Raw genomic sequence first — 18,155 nt, 5'->3', positions numbered from 1 at the left:
CTGCCGATACCTCCTGACTACCCATCGGCTGGTCGCTACTTCCAGCAACCGGATGTACCCGCAAATCTGTTCCTGGAGGAATGCGATGAATAGTTGGTTCGGCAACATCAGCGTCAACATGAAACTGGGCCTGGGCTTCGGCCTGGTACTGGTCCTCACCTCGATCCTCGCGCTCACCGGCTGGACCAGCCTGGGCGGCCTGATCGACCGCAGCAACTGGATGAGCGACATCACCCAGCTCAACGCTTCGCTGACCAAGTTGCGCATCGTGCGCCTGCAATACATGTTGGCCAACGGCGACGAAGCCGTGGCGCAAAACGTGCAGACCAACCTCGACGGTTTTGTCGCCCAGCAACAGAAGCTGCTGGACAGCTTCAAGAGCCCGGACAACCTCAAGCTGCTCAATGAGCAAAAAGCGATCATCACCGCTTACCAGCAGTCCTTGAACAAGATGCGCGAGGCCTACCGCAACGGTAACGCCGCGCGCCAGGTCATGGGCGACAAGGCTGACATCGCCAATGCGCAGATCAGTGCCCTGGACGCCAGCGTGCGGCAGATGCCCGAGAGCACCGAGCGCTTTGCCCAGTTCGAGGCCGTGACCAGCGCCAAGGAACAGTTCCAGTTGGCCCGCTACGAAGTGCGCGGCTACACCGGCAACGTCAACGCCGAGACTGAAGCCCGCGCTGCCGCGCAGATCGAGAAAGCCATCGACGGTCTGAAAGGCCTGCACGCAGCGTTTGGCGCCAGCCAACAGCCTGCACTGACCGCCCTGGAAACCGCCCTCGGCGCCTATCGCAGCGCGGTGCAGAACTACAAGGCGGCCAACGCCAACATCGTCTCGGCCCGGGCAGAAATGACCACCCAGGGCACCGACATTGTCACCATCAGCGACAAGCTGTACGACATCCAGTTGCAACGTCGTGACGCGGAAAGCGCCCAGGCCCGCAGCCTGCAACTGATCAGCACTTTGCTGGCCTTGCTGGTGGGCATCGTGGCTGCGGTGATCATCACCCGCCAGATCACTCGCCCACTGCGCGAGACCCTGGCCGTGGTGGAGCGCATCGCTTCCGGCGATCTGAGCCACAACATCCAGGTGACCCGCCGCGACGAACTCGGCGTGTTGCAGCAAGGCATCCAGCGCATGGGCACTACCCTGCGTGAACTGATCAGCGGCATCCGTGACGGCGTGACCCAGATCGCCAGCGCCGCCGAAGAGCTGTCGGCCGTGACCGAACAGACCAGTGCCGGGGTCAACAGCCAGAAGATCGAGACCGATCAAGTGGCCACCGCCATGCACGAAATGACTGCCACCGTGCAGGAAGTCGCACGCAACGCCGAACAAGCGTCCCAGGCTGCCTCGGCCGCCGACGGTGAAGCCCGTGCCGGTGACAAGGTGGTGGCCGAAGCCATCGCCCAGATCGAACGCCTGGCAGCTGAAGTGGCACGCTCCACCGACGCCATGACGCACCTGCAACAAGAGAGCAACAAGATCGGCAGCGTGATGGACGTGATCAAGGCCGTGGCCGAGCAGACCAACCTGCTGGCGCTCAACGCCGCCATCGAAGCCGCCCGTGCCGGTGAAGCCGGTCGGGGTTTTGCGGTGGTCGCCGATGAGGTGCGCGGCCTGGCCCAGCGCACCCAGAAATCCACCGAAGAAATCGAAGGCCTGGTGGCCGGTTTGCAGAACGGCACCCAGCAAGTGGCCGCCGTGATGAACAACAGCCGCAGCCTCACCGACAGCAGCGTCGAACTGACGCGCAAGGCCGGTGTGTCACTGGAAAACATCACCCGTACGGTGTCGAATATCCAGTCGATGAACCAGCAGATCGCCGCAGCCGCCGAGCAGCAGAGTGCCGTGGCGGAAGAGATCAGCCGCAGTATCGTGAATGTGCGGGACGTGTCGGAGCAGACGGCAGCGGCCAGCGATGAAACGGCCAAGTCGAGTGTGGAACTGGCGCGTTTGGGCGGGCAGTTGCAGCAGATGGTCAGCCATTTCCGGGTGTAGATCCCAGGCACAAAAAAGCCGCCCCGGTCGAAACCGGGGCGGCCCACTTCTCAGACCTTAACGGTCATCAAAGCTGTCCCGCAGGAATTTCCACACGTGATAAACACGCAGGGAGTTCACTACGAGGTCCCACGTACGTCGTGCAAACTTGGACATACTCGGCCCTCCATCAGTTGGGCCTACCTCCAGCGCACTTACCGGAACACGTGAGCCTTCGGACGCAGGTCAATGCTTCCAGTGAGGCGGCCGGGCTTTGGGTCCTCCCGCATGAATCCGGCACGGATTACTAGCCCGTGGCGTTCGGTCCATAAATTCGCGCGCGTACCCAGCCCACCTACAAACGACATACACAGAACGGGGGCGATACTAACCAACATCCCGCTCAAAGGTGTGACTTGGGAGAACTAATCCACCGGTAACGCTCCAAGAATTTATTGCCAGTTTTTGCAGTCGTCCTTAAATAGCGTAGATCTCAAAGAACTGAAAACACCGAGTGTCACCAGGCCTTGCGTGATGCCTGAACCGACAGTAGTATCCGGTCAGCAGGTCAATGCTTCCGGTGAGGCGCAACCCCAGCCGCGAACTGGGATTGCAATAAAAAACCGCCCTACTAAGGCGGTTTTTTATTGCCTGCGATTTATGCGCGCAGCCTCAGCTGCTGACTTCTTCAACAAACACCAACCGGTTCCCAGACGGGTCGCTGATGCTCATCTCGCGGCTACCCCACGGCGTGTCTTCAATACCGGGCTTGGCGTTGCGGTAATTCCTGGCCAGCAATTGTTGCTGGTACGCTTCCAACCCTTGAGCCTGAATCCGCACCGCCGCACCTGGCGTGCAATCGCCATGGTGCTCGGACAAGTGCAGCACGCAGTCCCCCAGCGACACCTGCAGGTACAGCGGAAAGTTGTCTTCAAACCGGTGCTGCCAATCGACCTTGAACCCCAGGAAGTCGACGTAGAACTCCAACGTTTTGGCCTCGTCGAAACTGCGCAAGATGGGGGTGACTTTTCCTAAGTGCATGGCGATTGCTCCGTGTTTGAGAGCGGCCACTATACGGCCGCAAACCCGTTTCGCAAATCCCCACTGCGCGCCAGGAATCGTCCGGGACGCTGCCCGTTGGCCTGCCCGTCGCTGTAGCTGAGCACGCCGTTGACCCACACACCGTCAATCCCTTCCGCCGCGCGCTGCGGCTCTTTGAAGTCCGCCACATCCCGCACCCGCAACGGATCAAACAGCACCAGATCGGCCCAGTGTCCTTCACGGATTTCACCGCGCTCGGCCAAGCCAAAGCGCGCTGCCGACAGTCCGGTCATCTTGTGCACGGCGGTGTGCAGCGGGAACAAGCCAAGGTCCCGGCTGAAATGCCCCAGTACCCGGGGAAACGCGCCCCACAGACGTGGATGAGGAAACGGATCTTCCGGCAAACCATCCGAGCCAATCATCGACAGCGGATGCGCCAGGATGCGCTGCACGTCGGTCTCGTCCATCCCGTAATACACCGCCCCGGCGGGTTGCAGGCGGCGGGCGGCGTCCATCAGCGGCACCGCCCACTCGGCGGCGATATCCTGCAGATCCCGCCCGCCCATTTCCGGATGCGGCGCAGACCAGGTGATGGTGATGCGAAAGGCATCGGTGACTTGCTTGAGGTCCAGGGTCGAAGAGCTGGCCGCATACGGGTAGCAATCGCAGCCCACCGGGTGGGTCTTCGCCGCGTGTTCCAGCGAGGCCAACAACTGCGGACTGCGCCCCCAGTTACCGGCGCCCGCGCACTTGAGGTGGGAAATGATCACCGGCGCCTTGGCATGCCGGCCGATCAGAAAAGCCTCGTCCATCGCCTCCAGCACCGGTTCGAATTCGCTGCGCAAATGGGTGGTGTACACCGCGCCATACGCCGTCAGTTCTTCACTCAACTGCAGCACTTCATCGGTCTCGGCGTTGAAGGCGCTCGCGTATGCAAGCCCGGTGGATAAACCCAGGGCACCGTCCGCCAGACTCTCCTGCAACTGCACGCGCATCGCGGTGATTTCACCCGGCGTGGCGGTACGGTGCAGGTCGTCCATATGGTTGCTGCGCAGCGCGGTGTGGCCGATCAGCGCCGCCACATTGACGGCCGGGTGGGCGTTTTCCACCGCCGCCCGGTAATCGCTGAACCGTGGGTAGGCAAAGGCCTCGGCGGTGCCCAGCAGGTTCATCGGGTCCGGTGGATCAGCCTGCAAGCTCACGGGCGAGGCGCTGATGCCGCAGTTGCCGACAATCACCGTGGTCACGCCCTGGCTCAGCTTGGGCAGCATCTGCGGGTGACGGATCACCACCGTGTCGTCGTGGGTGTGCACGTCGATAAACCCAGGCGCCAATACGCGCCCGGTGGCGTCGATTTCATGCTCGGCGCTGTCTCGGGACAGGTCGCCGATCTTCTCGATACGGCCCTCGTGCACTGCCACATCGGCGACATAGCCGGGGGTGTTGCTGCCATCAATGATCAGCGCCTGGCGGATCAGCGTGTGGTACTTCATCTCAATCTCCAAGCGGCAGGCTGTCAGGGCCACCGCGATAATCGTCCAGGGCCAGCTTGATCCGTCGCAGGCGTTCCTGGTTGTCGTCCGGCATGGCCAAGGCCAGCTCGGTAGCGAGCACATCGATGGCCAACAGCATTCCGTAGCGCGCCGCCGTTGGCTTGTAGATAAAACTGGTTTCGGCCGGTTGCAGCGGCAGCAGCACGTCGGCCAACTGCGCCAGCGGTGAATCCGGCAGGGTGATGGCGATGATTTTTGCGCCGTAGTTGCGTGCCAGCGCCACCACGCCCAATACCTCCGGGGTGATGCCGGTCAGCGAGCAGACGATCAGCGCATGCTCCGGGCCCAGGGTGGCGGCGGTCACGCGCATCATCACCGGGTCGTGGCAGGCGTTGATCGCGTAGCCCAGGCGCACCAGGCGCACTTGCAACTCGTCGCTGCACAGGCTCGACGGCCCGCCCATGCCGAACGCGTGGATCATCCGCGCATTGCCCAGCAGGCTCACGGCGTCGACAAAACTGCGCTGGTTGAAACCGGACAGGTGCCGGCGCAACGTCGCCTCGATATCGCTGAGAATCTGCCGGTGAAACGCCGACTGCTCCGGCAGGCCCGCCGGGTCGAGGAAACGGCTGCCGACGCCGCTGGCCTGGGCCAGTTGCAGGCGCAGGTCACGCAGGTCGCGGCAGCCGACGCTGCGGGCAAAACGCGACAAGGTGGCGGTGCTGACCTCGGCCCGTTGGGACAATTCTTCCAGGCTGGCGGACGCTGCAAAGCCGACATCGTCGAGCATCAGCTTGGCGATACGCCCTTCGCCGGCGCTGAAGGAATCCTGGCGGGCGCGGATCTGGTAGAGGATGTCCATCGGTTCGGCTCCGGGTTACAAGATGCAGGACAAACCATAAGTCAGACCGAAGGCGACCACCGAAATCAGGGTCTCCAGCACGGTCCAGGTCTTGAAGGTCTGGATCACCGTCATATTGAAGTATTCCTTGATCAGCCAGAAGCCGCCGTCGTTCACGTGGGAAAAGATTACCGAACCCGCGCCGGTGGCCAGCACCAGCAATTCCGGGTGTGGATAACCCAGGCCCATCGCAACCGGTGCGACCACGCCTGAGGCCGTGGTCATGGCCACGGTGGCCGAGCCGGTGGCGATGCGCATCAGCGCGGCGAACAGCCAGCCCATCACCAAAGGCGACAGGTTGAAGGCGTGGGCCAGGCCGAGGATTTCATTGGTGACCCCGGCGTCCACCAGAATCCGGTTCAAACCACCGCCCGCACCCACCAGCAAGGTGATGCTGGCCGTTGGTGCCAGGCACTCGTTGGTGAACTTGAGGATCGATTCGCGGTTGAAACCCTGGGCCAGGCCCAGGGTCCAGAAGCTCACCAAGGTCGCCACCAGCAGCGCAATCACCGAGTTACCGATAAACAACAGGAACTGGTTAAAGGCGGTGCCCGGTGTGGAAATCAGGTTGGCCCAGCCGCCGATCATCATCAGCACCACCGGTAACAGGATGGTGCCCATGGTCAGGGTGAAACTCGGCAGGCGGGTGCGCGGCGCGCGGTCGATGAACTGGCGTTCCAGCGGGTTTTCCGCAGGCAGGTGAATGTGCGGCACGATAAATTTGGCGTACAGCGGGCCGGCAATGATCGCGGTGGGTATGCCGATCAAAATCGCATACAGCACCGTCTGCCCGACCGAGGCGTTATAGGCCAGCACCGCCATCATCGCCGCCGGATGCGGCGGCACCAGCGCATGCACCACCGACAAGCCGGCCACCATCGGCAGGCCGACCATCAGGATCGACACGCCCACTCGCCGCGCCACGGTAAAGGCGATCGGCACCAGCAACACAAAACCGACCTCGAAAAACAGCGGCAGCCCCACCAGGAACGCAATGCACACCATTGCCCAGTGCGCATTCCGCTCGCCGAACCGATTGATCAACGTGCGCGCCACCTGCTCGGCGCCGCCGGACTCGGCCATCATCTTGCCAAGCATCGTGCCCAGCGCGACCACCAGCGCAATATGCCCCAACGTCTTGCCGACGCCAGCCTCGTAGGAACCCATGATCGTATCCGCCGGCATCCCGGCCAATAGCGCCAGGCCGATGGACACCAGGGTGATGACGATAAACGGGTTGAGCCGGTAACGCGCGATCAATACGATCAATGCAATGATGGCGATGGCGGCGTAGATCAACAGCCAATACCCCGGTGATGCGGCCATGCGGTACTCCTCGGAAAGGGTCACGTCGAATAGGTTGTGAAAGTCATAAATCATTACCGAGGTGCATTTTCAATTTTTATGAAAGTAATTTTCGCCCACAGACAAGCCCTGTCGCGCAGGGATATGCCCAGGGTCAGTGGATGAAAATTCGGGGGGCGTTCTTACATGAAGATCGCCGGGGCTGGAAACTCAACTGCGCAGGCCGAGTCTTAGACTGCACACCGACTCATGACCAGGAAAACCCAGAATGAATCGTAACCCCCTGCTTGTTCCTTTCGCCGCCGGCGCACTGTTGCTGGCCTTGTGCGGCACGGCCTCGGCCGATGAGAACCCGGCACTGAAAAAATGCATGGACGGCGCCAACACCACCGCCGACATGGTCGATTGCAACGCCAAGGAAACCAAGGTGCAGGACGCGCGCCTGAATACCGCCTACAAAACCGCGATGACCGCGATGGAAGGCAACCGCAAGCAGCAGCTGCAGGACGTACAACGCCAGTGGCTCAAGTTTCGCGATGCCAATTGCGGCTTCATCGGCTCGGCCACCGGCGGCACCATTGATCAGGTCAACGGCTCCGGCTGCGTGCTGGACATGACCCAGACCCGCGCCCAGGAACTGGAAAACCTGGTCGGGCCATGATCGTTCCCACGCTCTGCGTGGGAATGCATCCTGTGACGCTCCGCGTCACGATTTTAAGAGCGGACGCGGAGCGTCCAAAGCGGCGTTCCCACGCAGAGCGTGGGAACGATCATTGCGCTTCAACAACGGTCAGTCGTGCTGCACCCGGGCCCGCTTGAGCAGTTTGCGGCAGCGCTCGGACAGGTGCAGCACTCGCAAATGCTTGCCGGCCTTGGCGTAGCGCTCGCGCAAGGTCATCAACGCAGCAATCGCCGAATAGTCGACGAAGCTCAAGTGACGGCAATCCAGCGTCACCTGGGCCGGGTCGTTGGCCGGATCGAAGCGATTCAAAAACGGCGTGGTCGAGGCAAAAAACAGCGTGCCGTGCACCCGATAGAGTTTGCTGCCGTCCGCTTCCATATGTTCATCCGCGTACAACTCGCGCGCTTGCTGCCAGGCGAAGTTCAGCGCCGCAATCACAATCCCGCACAGCACCGCCGTCGCCAGGTCGGTGAACACGGTAATCACCGTCACCGCCATGATCACCAGCACGTCGTTGAGCGGCACCTTGTTGATCACCCGCAACGAAGCCCAGGCAAAGGTCTGCTGGGACACCACAAACATCACCCCCACCAGCGCCGCCAGCGGAATGCGCTCGATCAGCGGTGACAGAAACAGAATGAACAGCAGGATCATCACCCCGGCAAATACCCCGGAGAAGCGCCCGCGCCCGCCGGAGCTGAGGTTGATCACGGTTTGCCCGATCATCGCGCAGCCGCCCATGCCGCCGAACAGGCCCGAGACCATGTTGGCGGCACCCAAGGCCACGCTTTCGCGGTCCGGGTAGCCGCGGGTTTCGGTGATTTCGTCGGTGAGGTTGAGGGTCAGCAGGGTTTCCAGCAGGCCGACCATGGCCATCAGGATCGCGTAGGGCGCGATGATGTGCAGGGTTTCGAGGGTCCAGGGAATCTGTGGCAGCGCGAAGGTCGGCAGGCCGCCGGCGATGTGGGCCATGTCGCCCAGGGTGCGGGTCGGCAGGCCGAGCAGGTACACCGCCAAGCCAACGCCGAGGATCGCCACCAGGGCTGGCGGTACGGCGCGGGTCAGGCGCGGCAGCAGGTAGACGATGGCCATGGTGGCCGCGACCAGCCCAGTCATTACGTACAGAGGCGTGCCGCTGAGCCAGGTGTCACCGCTCTTGAAATGCTCCAGCTGCGCCAAGGCAATGATGATCGCCAGGCCGTTGACGAACCCGAGCATCACCGGGTGCGGCACCATGCGCACCAGCTTGCCCAGGCGCAACAGGCCGAAGGCGACCATGATCAACCCGCCCAGTAATACCGTGGCCAACAGATACTGCACGCCGTGCTGCACCACCAGCGCGACGATCACCACCGCCATCGAGCCGGCGGCCCCGGAGACCATGCCAGGCCGGCCGCCGAACAGCGCGGTGAGGGTGCAGATGATGAATGCGCCGTAAAGGCCCATCAGCGGGTTGAGATGAGCCACCAGGGCAAAGGCGATGCATTCGGGCAGCAAGGCAAAAGACGTGGTGAGTCCGGCCAGGGCGTCGGCGCGCAGACGGGTGAGGTTCATTGAAGTACCGGGGAGTTGCGGGGGATAAGGCTGGGGATGGTACGGAATTGGGCGGGGTGGGGCTAGTGTTGGGTAAGACCGTTGGACCGAGTCGCACCTTTCGCGAGCAAGCCCGCTCCCACATTTGACCGCATTCCAAAGTTGGAACTCGGTTAAGTGTGGGAGCGGGCTTGCTCGCGAAAGGGCTAGCCTCGGTCTCAAGCGAACATCAAACCATCTCGTTGCGAATCCACTCAACTACAGAAGTCCGCTTCGGCGCCCATCCCAGCAATTCCCGCGCATGCTTGCCGCGCACCCGGCTGTTGGAGCCCAGGCCATAGTTGGCCATTTCATAACCCCACTCGGCCTCGGCATCCGCCAATGGCCAATCCTGTGGTTTACCCAGCTTCAGCGCTTCGGCAATCGCGGTGGTCATGTCGACAAACGCCGCTTCGCCACTCTCCACAAAGTAGAAAGTGCCCGGCACATTCTTTTCCAGCGCCAGCAGGTACAACGCAACCACGTCTTCAATGTGCACGTTGGACCAGATGTTCTGCCCGGTGCCCACATGCCGCACTACACCGCTTTTGCGTGCCTGCTTGAGCAAGCGTGGCAACTGCACGCTGTCGCGCTTGACGCCCAGGCTGTGACCGTAGATCAGGGTGTTGCAGATCACTGCCGAGTTCACGCCATCTTTGGCGGCAGCCAGGATCAGGTTGTCGATGGCCACGCGAGCAGCCTTGTCGACAGTCGGCGCCGGCAGGTTGTCTTCAAAGTAGATGACATCGCTGGACTTACCGCCCGACGCATCGCCAACGATGCTCGAACCGCTGGTGTGCAGGAAGGTTTTGTTGGAACCGCGCAGCGCGGCCAGCAAGGTTTCCACGGCGCCGCGATGGTCGCTGCTGGCGGCGTTGATCACCGCGTCAGCTTTCTTCGCCTGTTCGGTCAAGAGCGTGTTGTCATCCAGCGTGCCGATTACCGGCGTGATGCCCAGTGCCGTCATTTCCGCAGCCTGTTCGGTGCTGCGCACCAGGCCGGTGACGTTATGGCCGGCCTTGACCAGGCCAGTGGCGATGGAACCGCCGATAAAACCGGCAGCGCCGGTGATGAATACGTTCATGGAGGTGTCTCCCTGCGTGAGTAATTGATGGACTCAGTATTGCGGACCTATCCATTCCGAATAAGTCCGTATTGCCCAATTCAATCTTGCGCAGAGGTCACGAATCAGCTGGCGTAGCTGGCCAGCTTGCCCTGGATAAAGTCCAGGAAGCACTGGATGCGCAAGGCCAATTGCGAGTTGCGGTAGTACACCGCATTGATCGGTTGACGATAGCCGCTGTTGAACTCGGCCAGCACCGGTATCAGGCGCCCGGTCTTGATGTCCTGGGCGGTCATGAAGTCCGATAGACAGGTGATGCCCTGCCCTTCCAGCGCCAGCTGGCGCAAGGTTTCACCGCTGGAAGCGGCGACACCGGGCTGGATTTGCCAGCGATCGCCGTGCACGTGGCGCAACGGCCAGTGGTTGAGGGTTTCGGTCTGGGTGAAGCCGAGCAACGTGTGTTCGGCCAGTTCGGCAACGGTGGTGGGCGTGCCGTGCTGTTCCAGGTACGCCGGGCTGGCGAGGATATGCAGCGGGCTGCACCCCAGTGAGCGGGCGTGCAACGTCGAGTCGGCCAGGGCGCCGATGCGAATCGCGATGTCGGTGCTCTGCTCCAGCAGGTCGATGATCAGGTCGTTACTGTTCAGTTCCAGCTGGATATCCGGGTACAGGCCACGAAACTCGGCGATGTACGGCACGATCGCATGCAGCATGAACGGCGACGCCGCGTTGATCCGCAGGCGCCCCGACGGGGTTTGCTGGCGCGACGACAGGCGTTCTTCCAGGTCGTCCATCTGCTCGAGGATCACCTTGGCCCGCTCGAAGAAATACTTGCCCTCTTCGGTCAGGTCCATGCGCCGGGTGGTGCGATTGATCAGGGTGGTGTCGAGCTTGGCTTCCAGGCGCGACAAAGTGCGGCTGACCGCCGACGGCGTCTGCCCGACCTGTTCGGCTGCGGCGGAAATCGACCCGCATTCAATCACGCAGACGAAGATCTGTAGCTCATCGGATCGGGCTTTCAACGTGAATCCTCTTTATAGCGGCTGCACGGATACTAGCCGCATTACAGACTCAGGTTAAACACCTGTGCCAGATGCTGTTCATAACGCGCCACGTCGGCTTCGATGGCCGGGCGTTTCATCACGTCCACACAGAGGAAGGTCGGCAGGCCGGTCATGCCGAGGAACTCGTTGGCCTTGTGGAACGGGAAATACACCGCGTCCACGCCCTTGGCTTCGAAGAAGTCGGTGGGGTCGTCGAACGCTTGCTGGGGAGCGTTCCAGGTCAGGGACAGCATGTATTGCTTGCCCTGGATCAGGCCACCGCTGCCGTATTTCTGCGACGAGTCGGAGCGGGTGCGGCCGTCGCTGGCGTACAGGCTGCCATGGCCTTCGGTGAAGACTTCATCGATGTACTTCTTGACGATCCACGGGGCGCCCATCCACCAGCCGGGCATCTGGTAGATGATCACGTCGGCCCAGAGGAATTTGGCGACTTCTTCGGCCACGTCGTAGCCGGCGTCGATGTGGGTTTCCTTGACGTCGATGCCGCCACGGTCCAGTACCGCCAGGGCGGCTTCATGCAGGGTGCTGTTGTAGCGACCGTCGGAATGGGCGAATTTCTTACCGCCGTTGAGCAGGAGTACTTTTTTCATAGGGGATGCCTAAAGATTAAAAATGTCTGAAGGCAGGGTAACGGGGTCGGCGCTTTGGAATAAGCGTCCCGGCGGCAAAATACATTTGACCAAGGCGCACGAATCAACGGCATATTGTTAACCACTGATCAGCAGATGACCTCCCAGCGCGGCCATGCCGATAAAGAACACCCGTTTGAACAGCACGGCACTGATGCGCTGGCGCAGGGCCTGGCCCAGCCACATCCCGAGCAGCGCCGGAACCAGCGCCAGCAACGAGGCGTTCAATTCGCCGCCGCCCAGGCTGCCACGCCAGAACAGCCCGGCTGCCAGCGCCAGGGTCGACACGGTGAACGACAGCCCCAACGCCTGTACCAGCTGATCGCGGTTCAAGCCCAACGCTTGCAGATACGGCACCGCCGGTATCACGAACACCCCAGTGGCCGAGGTGATGACCCCGGTCAGCACGCCGCACAGCGGGCCCAGCCAACGCTCGGTGGCCGGGCTTACCTTGAACGTCGGCAGCAACAGCCCGCTCAAGGCATACACCAGCAGCGCGCCGCCCAACGCCCGCACCACCCAATGCCCGCCATCCATGCCCAGCCACACCGAGCCCAGCCACACCGAGCCCAGCCCGGTGCCGAGGAAAATCAGCAGGAGCATCGGCCACAGGCGTTTGATCAACGCGCTCAGGTGACCGCCGAAGGCCAGTTGCCAGAGGTTGGTGACGGTGGACGGGATGATCAGCAACGCCGCAGCCTGCGCCGGTAACATAGCCAGGCCGAGCATGCCCATGGCGACGGTGGGCAGGCCCAGGCCGATGACGCCCTTGACCGTACCGGCCAGCAGGAAGGTGCCGACCACCAGCAATGTCAGGGCCGGGCCGAGGTTTTGGTAGAACGCGAGGAAAGTATTCATGGGCCGATTTTGCAGGTTTGGGTGATGTCTGAAAATTCGCCATATACTGAGGCAGCCTCTTGTTTTGCATGAGGCAGATGGCCTCTTCGCGAGCAAGCCCGCTCCCACATTTTGAAAGGGTTCACAGATCTAAATGTGGGAGCGGGCTTGCTCGCGAAGAGGCCCGTACAGACACTGAGATCCCCAGCACATGCACTTTGACCTGATCGACCTGCGCCTGTACCTGCACATCCTCGACACCGGCAATATCACCGCCGGCGCCAGCCGCAGCCATTTGTCCCTGGCGGCGGCGAGTGCACGGATCCGGGCGATGGAAGCCTCCCTGGGCATCGAGTTTCTTGAACGTGGTCGCCGTGGCGTCACCCCGACTGCTGCGGGTAAAGCCCTCGCCCGTCACGCCCGCCTGCTGTTGCAGCAGGCCGATCACCTGCAGCAAGACCTCGCGGAATACGCCAACGGCGTCAAGGGCCAAGTGCGCCTGCTGTGCAACACCACCGCCCTGAGCGAATACCTGCCGGAACTGTTGGCGGACTTTCTGCACGAGCACCCCAACCTCGACATCGACCTGCAGGAACTGCCAAGCCTGCGCATCACCCACGCCTTGCGCCAGGGCGCGGCAGACCTGGGGATTATTTCCGACGCAGTAGATACCCACGGCCTGCAAACCCTGCCCTTTCGCGACGACCCGCTGGTGCTGATCATGCCGCTGGATCACCCGCTGGCCGGGCGCACCGTGAGTTTTATCGACAGCTTGCAGTATGACTACGTGGGCCTGGCCGCCGACAGCGCGCTGGCGGTGTACCTGGAGGAACAGGCATTGCACGCAGGCTTTCGCTTGCAGACACGCATCCGTGCAGATGGGTTTGACGGGCTTATTCGCATGGTCGCCCGGGGCGCGGGGCTGGGGATCGTGCCCCTGGCCGCGCTGGAACGCTGGCCGTTGGAGCGGCGCTTCAAGGCCCAACCCCTGAGCGAGGATTGGGCCTGTCGCAAACTGCTGTTATGCGCCCGCGAGTTCGAGCAATTGCCGGGTTATGCCAAAGCCTTGTTCGATGCCTTGGCCGCGCCCTTGCGGAAGAATACGTAGTACACCAGCGACAGAATCAGCAGGAACGGCACCCCGAACACCAGCGTCATCTTGAATGCATCGGTGAAGAACGTGGTGATCATCACCGCGCCCATCAGCACCAGGCCCAGCAGTGTGCTGTAGGGAAACAGCGCCAGCTGGAACGACAGCTTCGCCCCGCCGTGACGCTTGCGGTAGCGGCGGAAAAACAGGTGCGTGAGGAAGATCATGAACCAGGTGAAGATCGCGCCAAACATCGAGATCGCCATCATCAGGGTGAACGAGCTTTCCGGGTACACCACGTTCAGCAGGGTCGCCAGGGCAATGCCCGAGCTGGACAGCAACAAGGCGTTCAACGGGATCCCGCTCTTGCTCAAGGCGCCCATGGACTTGGGCGCGAAACCGGCGCGGGACAGGCTGAACATCATGCGGGTGGTGATGTAGAGCTGGCTGTTCATCGCCGACAGCGCAGCGATCAGGATCACGAAGTTCATCACCCCGGTGGCGCCGGGAATGCCGATGGTCTGCATCACCGTGACGAACGGGCTCTGGGCGTGGCCGGCCTGGTTCCACGGCACGATGGCCAACATCAGCGCCAGGGTCAGCAGGTAGAACACCACCAGCCGCACGATGGTCGCGCGGAAGGCTTTTTTCACCGCCTGCTCCGGGTCGGCCGCTTCACCTGCGGCCACCGCGATCATTTCCACACTCAGGTAACTGAAGATCGAGACGATCACCGCGATCCACATGCCGCTCAACCCGTTCGGGAAAAAGCCGCCGTGGGCCGTGTAGTTCTGCACACCGTAATCCGGGTTGCCGGAGCCGAACACCACGTACACCGCGAGGATGATGAAGCCGACAATCGCGCTGATCTTGATCGTGGAAAACCAGTACTCGAAGTTGCCGAAGGTCTTGACGCTGATGGCGTTGAGTACGATCAGCACGCTGGAAAACGAGACGATCCACACCCATTCCGGCACGTTGGCAAACCAGTACTTCATGTACATCGCCACCGCCGTGACCTCGGCGCCCACCGCCAGCACAATCGCCGCCCAGTACGCATAACGCACCAGGAAACCGGCCAGCGGGCTGACGTAGAATTCGGCATACGCGCCGAACGAGCCCGAGGTGGAATGCGCCACGGTCATCTCCGCCAGGCAGCCCATCAACAGCAAAGTGATCAGCGCACCGATGGCATAGCTGACCAGCACGCTGGGCCCGGCATAGCCGATGGCGTAGGCGCTGCCCATGAACAGCCCGGTGCCGATGGCGCCACCGATGGCGATCATGCTCATCTGGCCGGAAGTGAGCTGGCGCCTGAGGCCCAGTTCGCGATTGGTGATTTCGGCAAAGCCTTGGTCTGGCATGGTCACGTGGCGTGCCCCTTTATTATTGTGATTGCACTGCTTTCTGGTTGAAACACTGTCCCCCGTGGGAGCGGGCTTGCTCGCGAATGCGGTGTGCCAGTCAATACATCAGAGACTGATAGACCGCATTCGCGAGCAAGCCCGCTCCCACATTTTTTGCTCTGCGTTTACTCAGGTGACGCTGTGGCGAACCTTGAACTGCGGCTGGTCCCAGGTTTTCTGATCGAGAATCTCACCCAGGATTTCCACCGCATCCCACACTTCAGCAAAGCTGGCGTACAGCGGGGTAAACCCGAAACGCATGATGCGCGGCTCGCGATAATCACCAATCACGCCACGGGCGATCAAGGCCTGGATAACCGCGTAGCCTTCCGGGTGTTCGAAGCTGACGTGGCTACCCCGTCGGGCATGCTCACGCGGGGTGATCAGGGTCAGGTCGTGGGCGGCGCAACGGCTTTCCACCAACTCGATGAACAGGTCGGTCAACGCCAGGGATTTAGAGCGCAAGCTGGCCATATCGGTCTGGGCAAAAATATCCAGGCCACACTCCACCATCGCCAGCGAGGTAATCGGCTGGGTGCCGCACAGGTAGCGGGCGATGCCCTGGCTCGGGGCATAACGCGATTCCATGGCGAACTGTCGGGTATGCCCGAACCAGCCCGACAGCGGCTGCGTAACCACATCCACCAGCGCCGGGTTGACCCACACAAACGCCTGGGAGCCGGGCCCGCCGTTGAGGTATTTGTAAGTGCAACCAATCGCATAATCGGCACCGGCCTGATGCAGGTCGATCGGCACCGCGCCCGCCGAATGCGCCAGGTCCCAGATCGCCAGCGCGCCACATTCATGGCTCAAGGCAGTCTGGGCCTGCATGTCGTACATGTAGCCGGTCTTGTAGTTGACGTGGGTGAGCATCACCACGGCCGTGTCCTGGTCGATGGCTTTCGGCAGTTCGTCCGGGCTGTTGACCAGGCGCAGGGAGTAGCCCTGTTGCAGCAGTTCGGTGAGGCCTTCGGCGATGTACAGGTCGGTGGGGAAATTGCTCGCTTCGCTGACGATCACCTTGCGGCTTGGCGCGCGTTCGCGTTGCACGGTCAGCGCGGCGCTGAGCACTTTGAACAGGTTGATGGAGGTGGTATCGGTGATCACCACTTCACCGTCGCGGGCACCGATCAGCGGTGCCAGGCGATTGCCCAGGCGCTGGGACAGGTCGGCCCAGCCGGCACTGTTCCAACTGCGAATCAGCCCATTGCCCCACTCCTCGGCGATCACCGCTTGCGCCCGTTCCAGTGCCGCTACCGGGCGCGCACCGAGGGAGTTGCCGTCGAGGTAGATGACCCCGGCCGGCAAGGCGAATTGGTTGCGCAATGGCGCCAGCGGATCCTGGGCGTCGAGGGTCAGGCAATGGGTGCGGGTGGTCATGGTCAGTCCTGTTGTTGTAGTAACAATGAGCCAAATAATGAACGAAGCTTTAGAGAATTTTCGTGCAAAGTGGTGGGCAACAGGCTAATTAAGCTGTAGGAAATTCGAATTTAACCCCCAAACACGCGGATTTATTCTAACCATGATTCTCGACGCCACCGACCTGCGCCTTCTGCATTTCCTGCAACAGGATGGCCGTATCAGTAACCAGGAACTGGCGGAGAAAGTCGCCCTGTCGCCGTCGGCCTGCCTGCGGCGTTTGCGCCTGCTGGAAAGCGAGGGAATCATCAGTGGTTATCGGGCGGTGTTGAATGCCGAGCAGTTGGGGATTGAGCTGGAGGCCATCGTCCACCTGTCGTTACGCCAGGATGTGGAGGATTGGCACGAGACGTTTATCAAGAAGGTGCAAGGGTGGCCGGAGGTAGCCAGTGCGTATGTGATTACCGGGGCGAGCAATTATGTGCTGCGGGTGCAGGCGCGCAACCTCAAGCACTTTTCGGATTTCATTGTGAACCACCTGAACCGCACGGCGGGGGTGATGGATATTCGCTCGGAGATCGTGCTGCAGAAGATCAAGGATCGGGATGATCTGCTCGATCTGGTTGTTCGCAAGTAGGCCAAACGATACAGCGCCAATGTGGGAGCGGGCTTGCTCGCGAATGCGGAGTGTCAGTCACCGGAAATATTGACTGATCCACCGCATTCGCGAGCAAGCCCGCTCCCACATTTTTTTACCGCGTTCAGTCTTCGAGCGCGCGAACTCGTTGCATACGTTTCTGTTCGACAGGCGCCGCCGCAGGCTGCAACTCAAAGTCAAAATCAATCTGCGCAAACTGCCCTTCCACACCAAATTCCTTCGCCAGGTTTGCGTCCTCGCTGAAGCGAATTTCGGCGATCAACTCATCCCGCGTCGCATAGGCAAAATCATCATGCAGGTACGGATCATCCGACAGGTTGATCTGCGTGGTCAGGTGCCGATGGCCCGGCGCCGAGATGAAGAAGTGGATATGCGCCGGCCGCTGGCCATGGCGCCCCAACTGGTCCAGCAACTGCTGGGTCGGGCCGGTCGGCGGGCAGCCATACCCCGACGGCACGATGCTGCGAAAACGGTAGTTGCCCTGGGCATCGGTCTCGATTCGCCGACGCAGGTTGAACTCCGACTGCGTGCTGTCAAACCACGAATACGTACCACCGGTATTGGCCTGCCATACATCGACAATCGCCCCCGCCAACGGCTTGCCATTGGTGTCGCGCACCTGGCCCTGCATGAACAGCGGCACGCCCGGGTCCTGCCCGTCGTCCAGCCGCGCCTCGAACTTGGACAGCGGCGCACCGGCCACATACAGCGGGCCTTCGATGGTGCGCGGGGTGCCGCCGGACTTGCCGGCTTCCTCGTCTGCCGCGTCCATCAGCATGTCCAGGTAATGCTCCAGGCCCAGGCCTGCCGCGAGCAAGCCGGCTTCCTGGTTCTTGCCCAGTTCGTTGAGGTAGTTGACCGCCTTCCAGAACTCTTCCGGAGTCACTTCCAGGTCTTCGATGATGTTCACCGTGTCCCGCAGGATCCGGTAGATCAGCGCCTTGGCCCGTGGGTTGCCGCCGTCGTTAAGGTTGCCGCTGGCTTCTTCGAGAAACTGTTGGGCGTGAGCAGTCTGGGAAAGTCGGATGGTCATGGTGCAATCCTCATCTTGTAATTATTAGGTGAAAAAAC

General features: G+C 61.6%; 16 protein-coding genes and 1 pseudogene. 5 read left to right on the top strand and 12 right to left on the bottom strand.

The window, feature by feature from the left end:
• Positions 1-52: 52 nt before the first annotated feature.
• Both HX807_RS32000 and HX807_RS31995 read left to right on the top strand, forming a co-directional pair.
• Positions 53-1,150 (top strand): annotated as a pseudogene (locus tag HX807_RS32000) (methyl-accepting chemotaxis protein); the annotation flags it as partial.
• The gene (locus HX807_RS31995; protein WP_371132985.1) at positions 1,142-2,005 is read left to right on the top strand and encodes a methyl-accepting chemotaxis protein; all 864 of its coding nucleotides are present in this window, start codon (positions 1,142-1,144) and stop codon (positions 2,003-2,005) included. The pseudogene HX807_RS32000 and the gene HX807_RS31995, both read left to right, overlap by 9 nt.
• A gap of 651 nt (positions 2,006-2,656) precedes the next feature.
• Here HX807_RS31995 and HX807_RS21300 read toward each other — a convergent pair.
• Genes HX807_RS21300 through HX807_RS21285 form a run of 4 tightly spaced genes read right to left on the bottom strand, consistent with a single transcriptional unit; the run spans position 2,657 to position 6,799 of the window.
• Positions 2,657-3,025: a glyoxalase superfamily protein gene (locus HX807_RS21300; RefSeq protein WP_177021603.1), complete on the bottom strand. Its 369-nt coding sequence runs from the start codon at positions 3,023-3,025 to the stop codon at positions 2,657-2,659.
• A 29-nt stretch (positions 3,026-3,054) separates the two neighbouring features.
• Positions 3,055-4,518, bottom strand: coding sequence for an amidohydrolase family protein (locus tag HX807_RS21295; RefSeq protein WP_177050950.1), 1,464 nt, complete (start codon positions 4,516-4,518; stop codon positions 3,055-3,057).
• Between the two features lies 1 nt (position 4,519).
• Positions 4,520-5,380 carry a MurR/RpiR family transcriptional regulator gene (locus tag HX807_RS21290; RefSeq protein WP_003212283.1) on the bottom strand — a complete coding sequence of 287 codons (861 nt, stop codon included), beginning with the start codon at positions 5,378-5,380 and terminating at the stop codon, positions 4,520-4,522.
• 15 nt (positions 5,381-5,395) lie between these two features.
• Entirely contained in the window at positions 5,396-6,799 is a 1,404-nt protein-coding gene (locus tag HX807_RS21285) for a gluconate:H+ symporter (RefSeq protein ID WP_177047039.1), read from the bottom strand.
• Positions 6,800-6,992: 193 nt separating this feature from the next.
• On the opposite strand from HX807_RS21285, the gene HX807_RS21280 reads away from it, so the two are divergent.
• A complete protein-coding gene (locus HX807_RS21280; protein ID WP_003212286.1) occupies positions 6,993-7,385 on the top strand; it encodes a lysozyme inhibitor LprI family protein in 393 nt (130 codons plus the stop codon).
• A 129-nt stretch (positions 7,386-7,514) separates the two neighbouring features.
• Here HX807_RS21280 and HX807_RS21275 read toward each other — a convergent pair whose 3' ends face one another.
• The 5 genes from HX807_RS21275 to HX807_RS21255 form a co-directional block, all read right to left on the bottom strand.
• Positions 7,515-8,960: a SulP family inorganic anion transporter gene (locus HX807_RS21275; protein WP_008436699.1), complete on the bottom strand. Its 1,446-nt coding sequence runs from the start codon at positions 8,958-8,960 to the stop codon at positions 7,515-7,517.
• A 208-nt stretch (positions 8,961-9,168) separates the two neighbouring features.
• Complete coding sequence (locus tag HX807_RS21270; RefSeq protein WP_177047041.1) at positions 9,169-10,062, bottom strand: NAD-dependent epimerase/dehydratase family protein; 894 nt, start codon at positions 10,060-10,062, stop codon at positions 9,169-9,171.
• Positions 10,063-10,166: 104 nt separating this feature from the next.
• Positions 10,167-11,063, bottom strand: coding sequence for a LysR family transcriptional regulator (locus HX807_RS21265; protein ID WP_003212293.1), 897 nt, complete (start codon positions 11,061-11,063; stop codon positions 10,167-10,169).
• A 41-nt stretch (positions 11,064-11,104) separates the two neighbouring features.
• Entirely contained in the window at positions 11,105-11,695 is a 591-nt protein-coding gene (locus HX807_RS21260) for an NAD(P)H-dependent oxidoreductase (protein WP_008436691.1), read from the bottom strand.
• A 117-nt stretch (positions 11,696-11,812) separates the two neighbouring features.
• Positions 11,813-12,592 carry a sulfite exporter TauE/SafE family protein gene (locus HX807_RS21255; protein WP_177050948.1) on the bottom strand — a complete coding sequence of 260 codons (780 nt, stop codon included), beginning with the start codon at positions 12,590-12,592 and terminating at the stop codon, positions 11,813-11,815.
• 190 nt (positions 12,593-12,782) lie between these two features.
• Here HX807_RS21255 and HX807_RS21250 point away from each other — a divergent pair, with 190 nt between their 5' ends.
• On the top strand, positions 12,783-13,679 hold the full coding sequence (locus tag HX807_RS21250) for a LysR substrate-binding domain-containing protein (RefSeq protein ID WP_177050946.1): 897 nt from the start codon (positions 12,783-12,785) through the stop codon (positions 13,677-13,679).
• Here the strand turns inward: HX807_RS21250 and HX807_RS21245 are convergent.
• Both HX807_RS21245 and kynU read right to left on the bottom strand, forming a co-directional pair.
• Positions 13,625-15,025 carry an amino acid permease gene (locus HX807_RS21245; protein ID WP_177050998.1) on the bottom strand — a complete coding sequence of 467 codons (1,401 nt, stop codon included), beginning with the start codon at positions 15,023-15,025 and terminating at the stop codon, positions 13,625-13,627. The genes HX807_RS21250 and HX807_RS21245 overlap by 55 nt on opposite strands.
• A 171-nt stretch (positions 15,026-15,196) precedes the next feature.
• Positions 15,197-16,447, bottom strand: coding sequence for a kynureninase (gene kynU, locus HX807_RS21240; RefSeq protein WP_177050944.1), 1,251 nt, complete (start codon positions 16,445-16,447; stop codon positions 15,197-15,199).
• Between the two features lie 142 nt (positions 16,448-16,589).
• On the opposite strand from kynU, the gene HX807_RS21235 reads away from it, so the two are divergent.
• Complete coding sequence (locus HX807_RS21235; RefSeq protein WP_003212305.1) at positions 16,590-17,063, top strand: Lrp/AsnC family transcriptional regulator; 474 nt, start codon at positions 16,590-16,592, stop codon at positions 17,061-17,063.
• Positions 17,064-17,187: 124 nt separating this feature from the next.
• Here the strand turns inward: HX807_RS21235 and catA are convergent, their stop codons facing one another.
• Positions 17,188-18,117, bottom strand: coding sequence for a catechol 1,2-dioxygenase (gene catA, locus HX807_RS21230; RefSeq protein WP_008436682.1), 930 nt, complete (start codon positions 18,115-18,117; stop codon positions 17,188-17,190).
• Positions 18,118-18,155: the final 38 nt, after the last annotated feature.

Source organism: Pseudomonas sp. D8002, assembly GCF_013385695.1.
GTDB lineage: Bacteria > Pseudomonadota > Gammaproteobacteria > Pseudomonadales > Pseudomonadaceae > Aquipseudomonas.
This window is presented reverse-complemented; position numbering and strand designations above follow the sequence as displayed.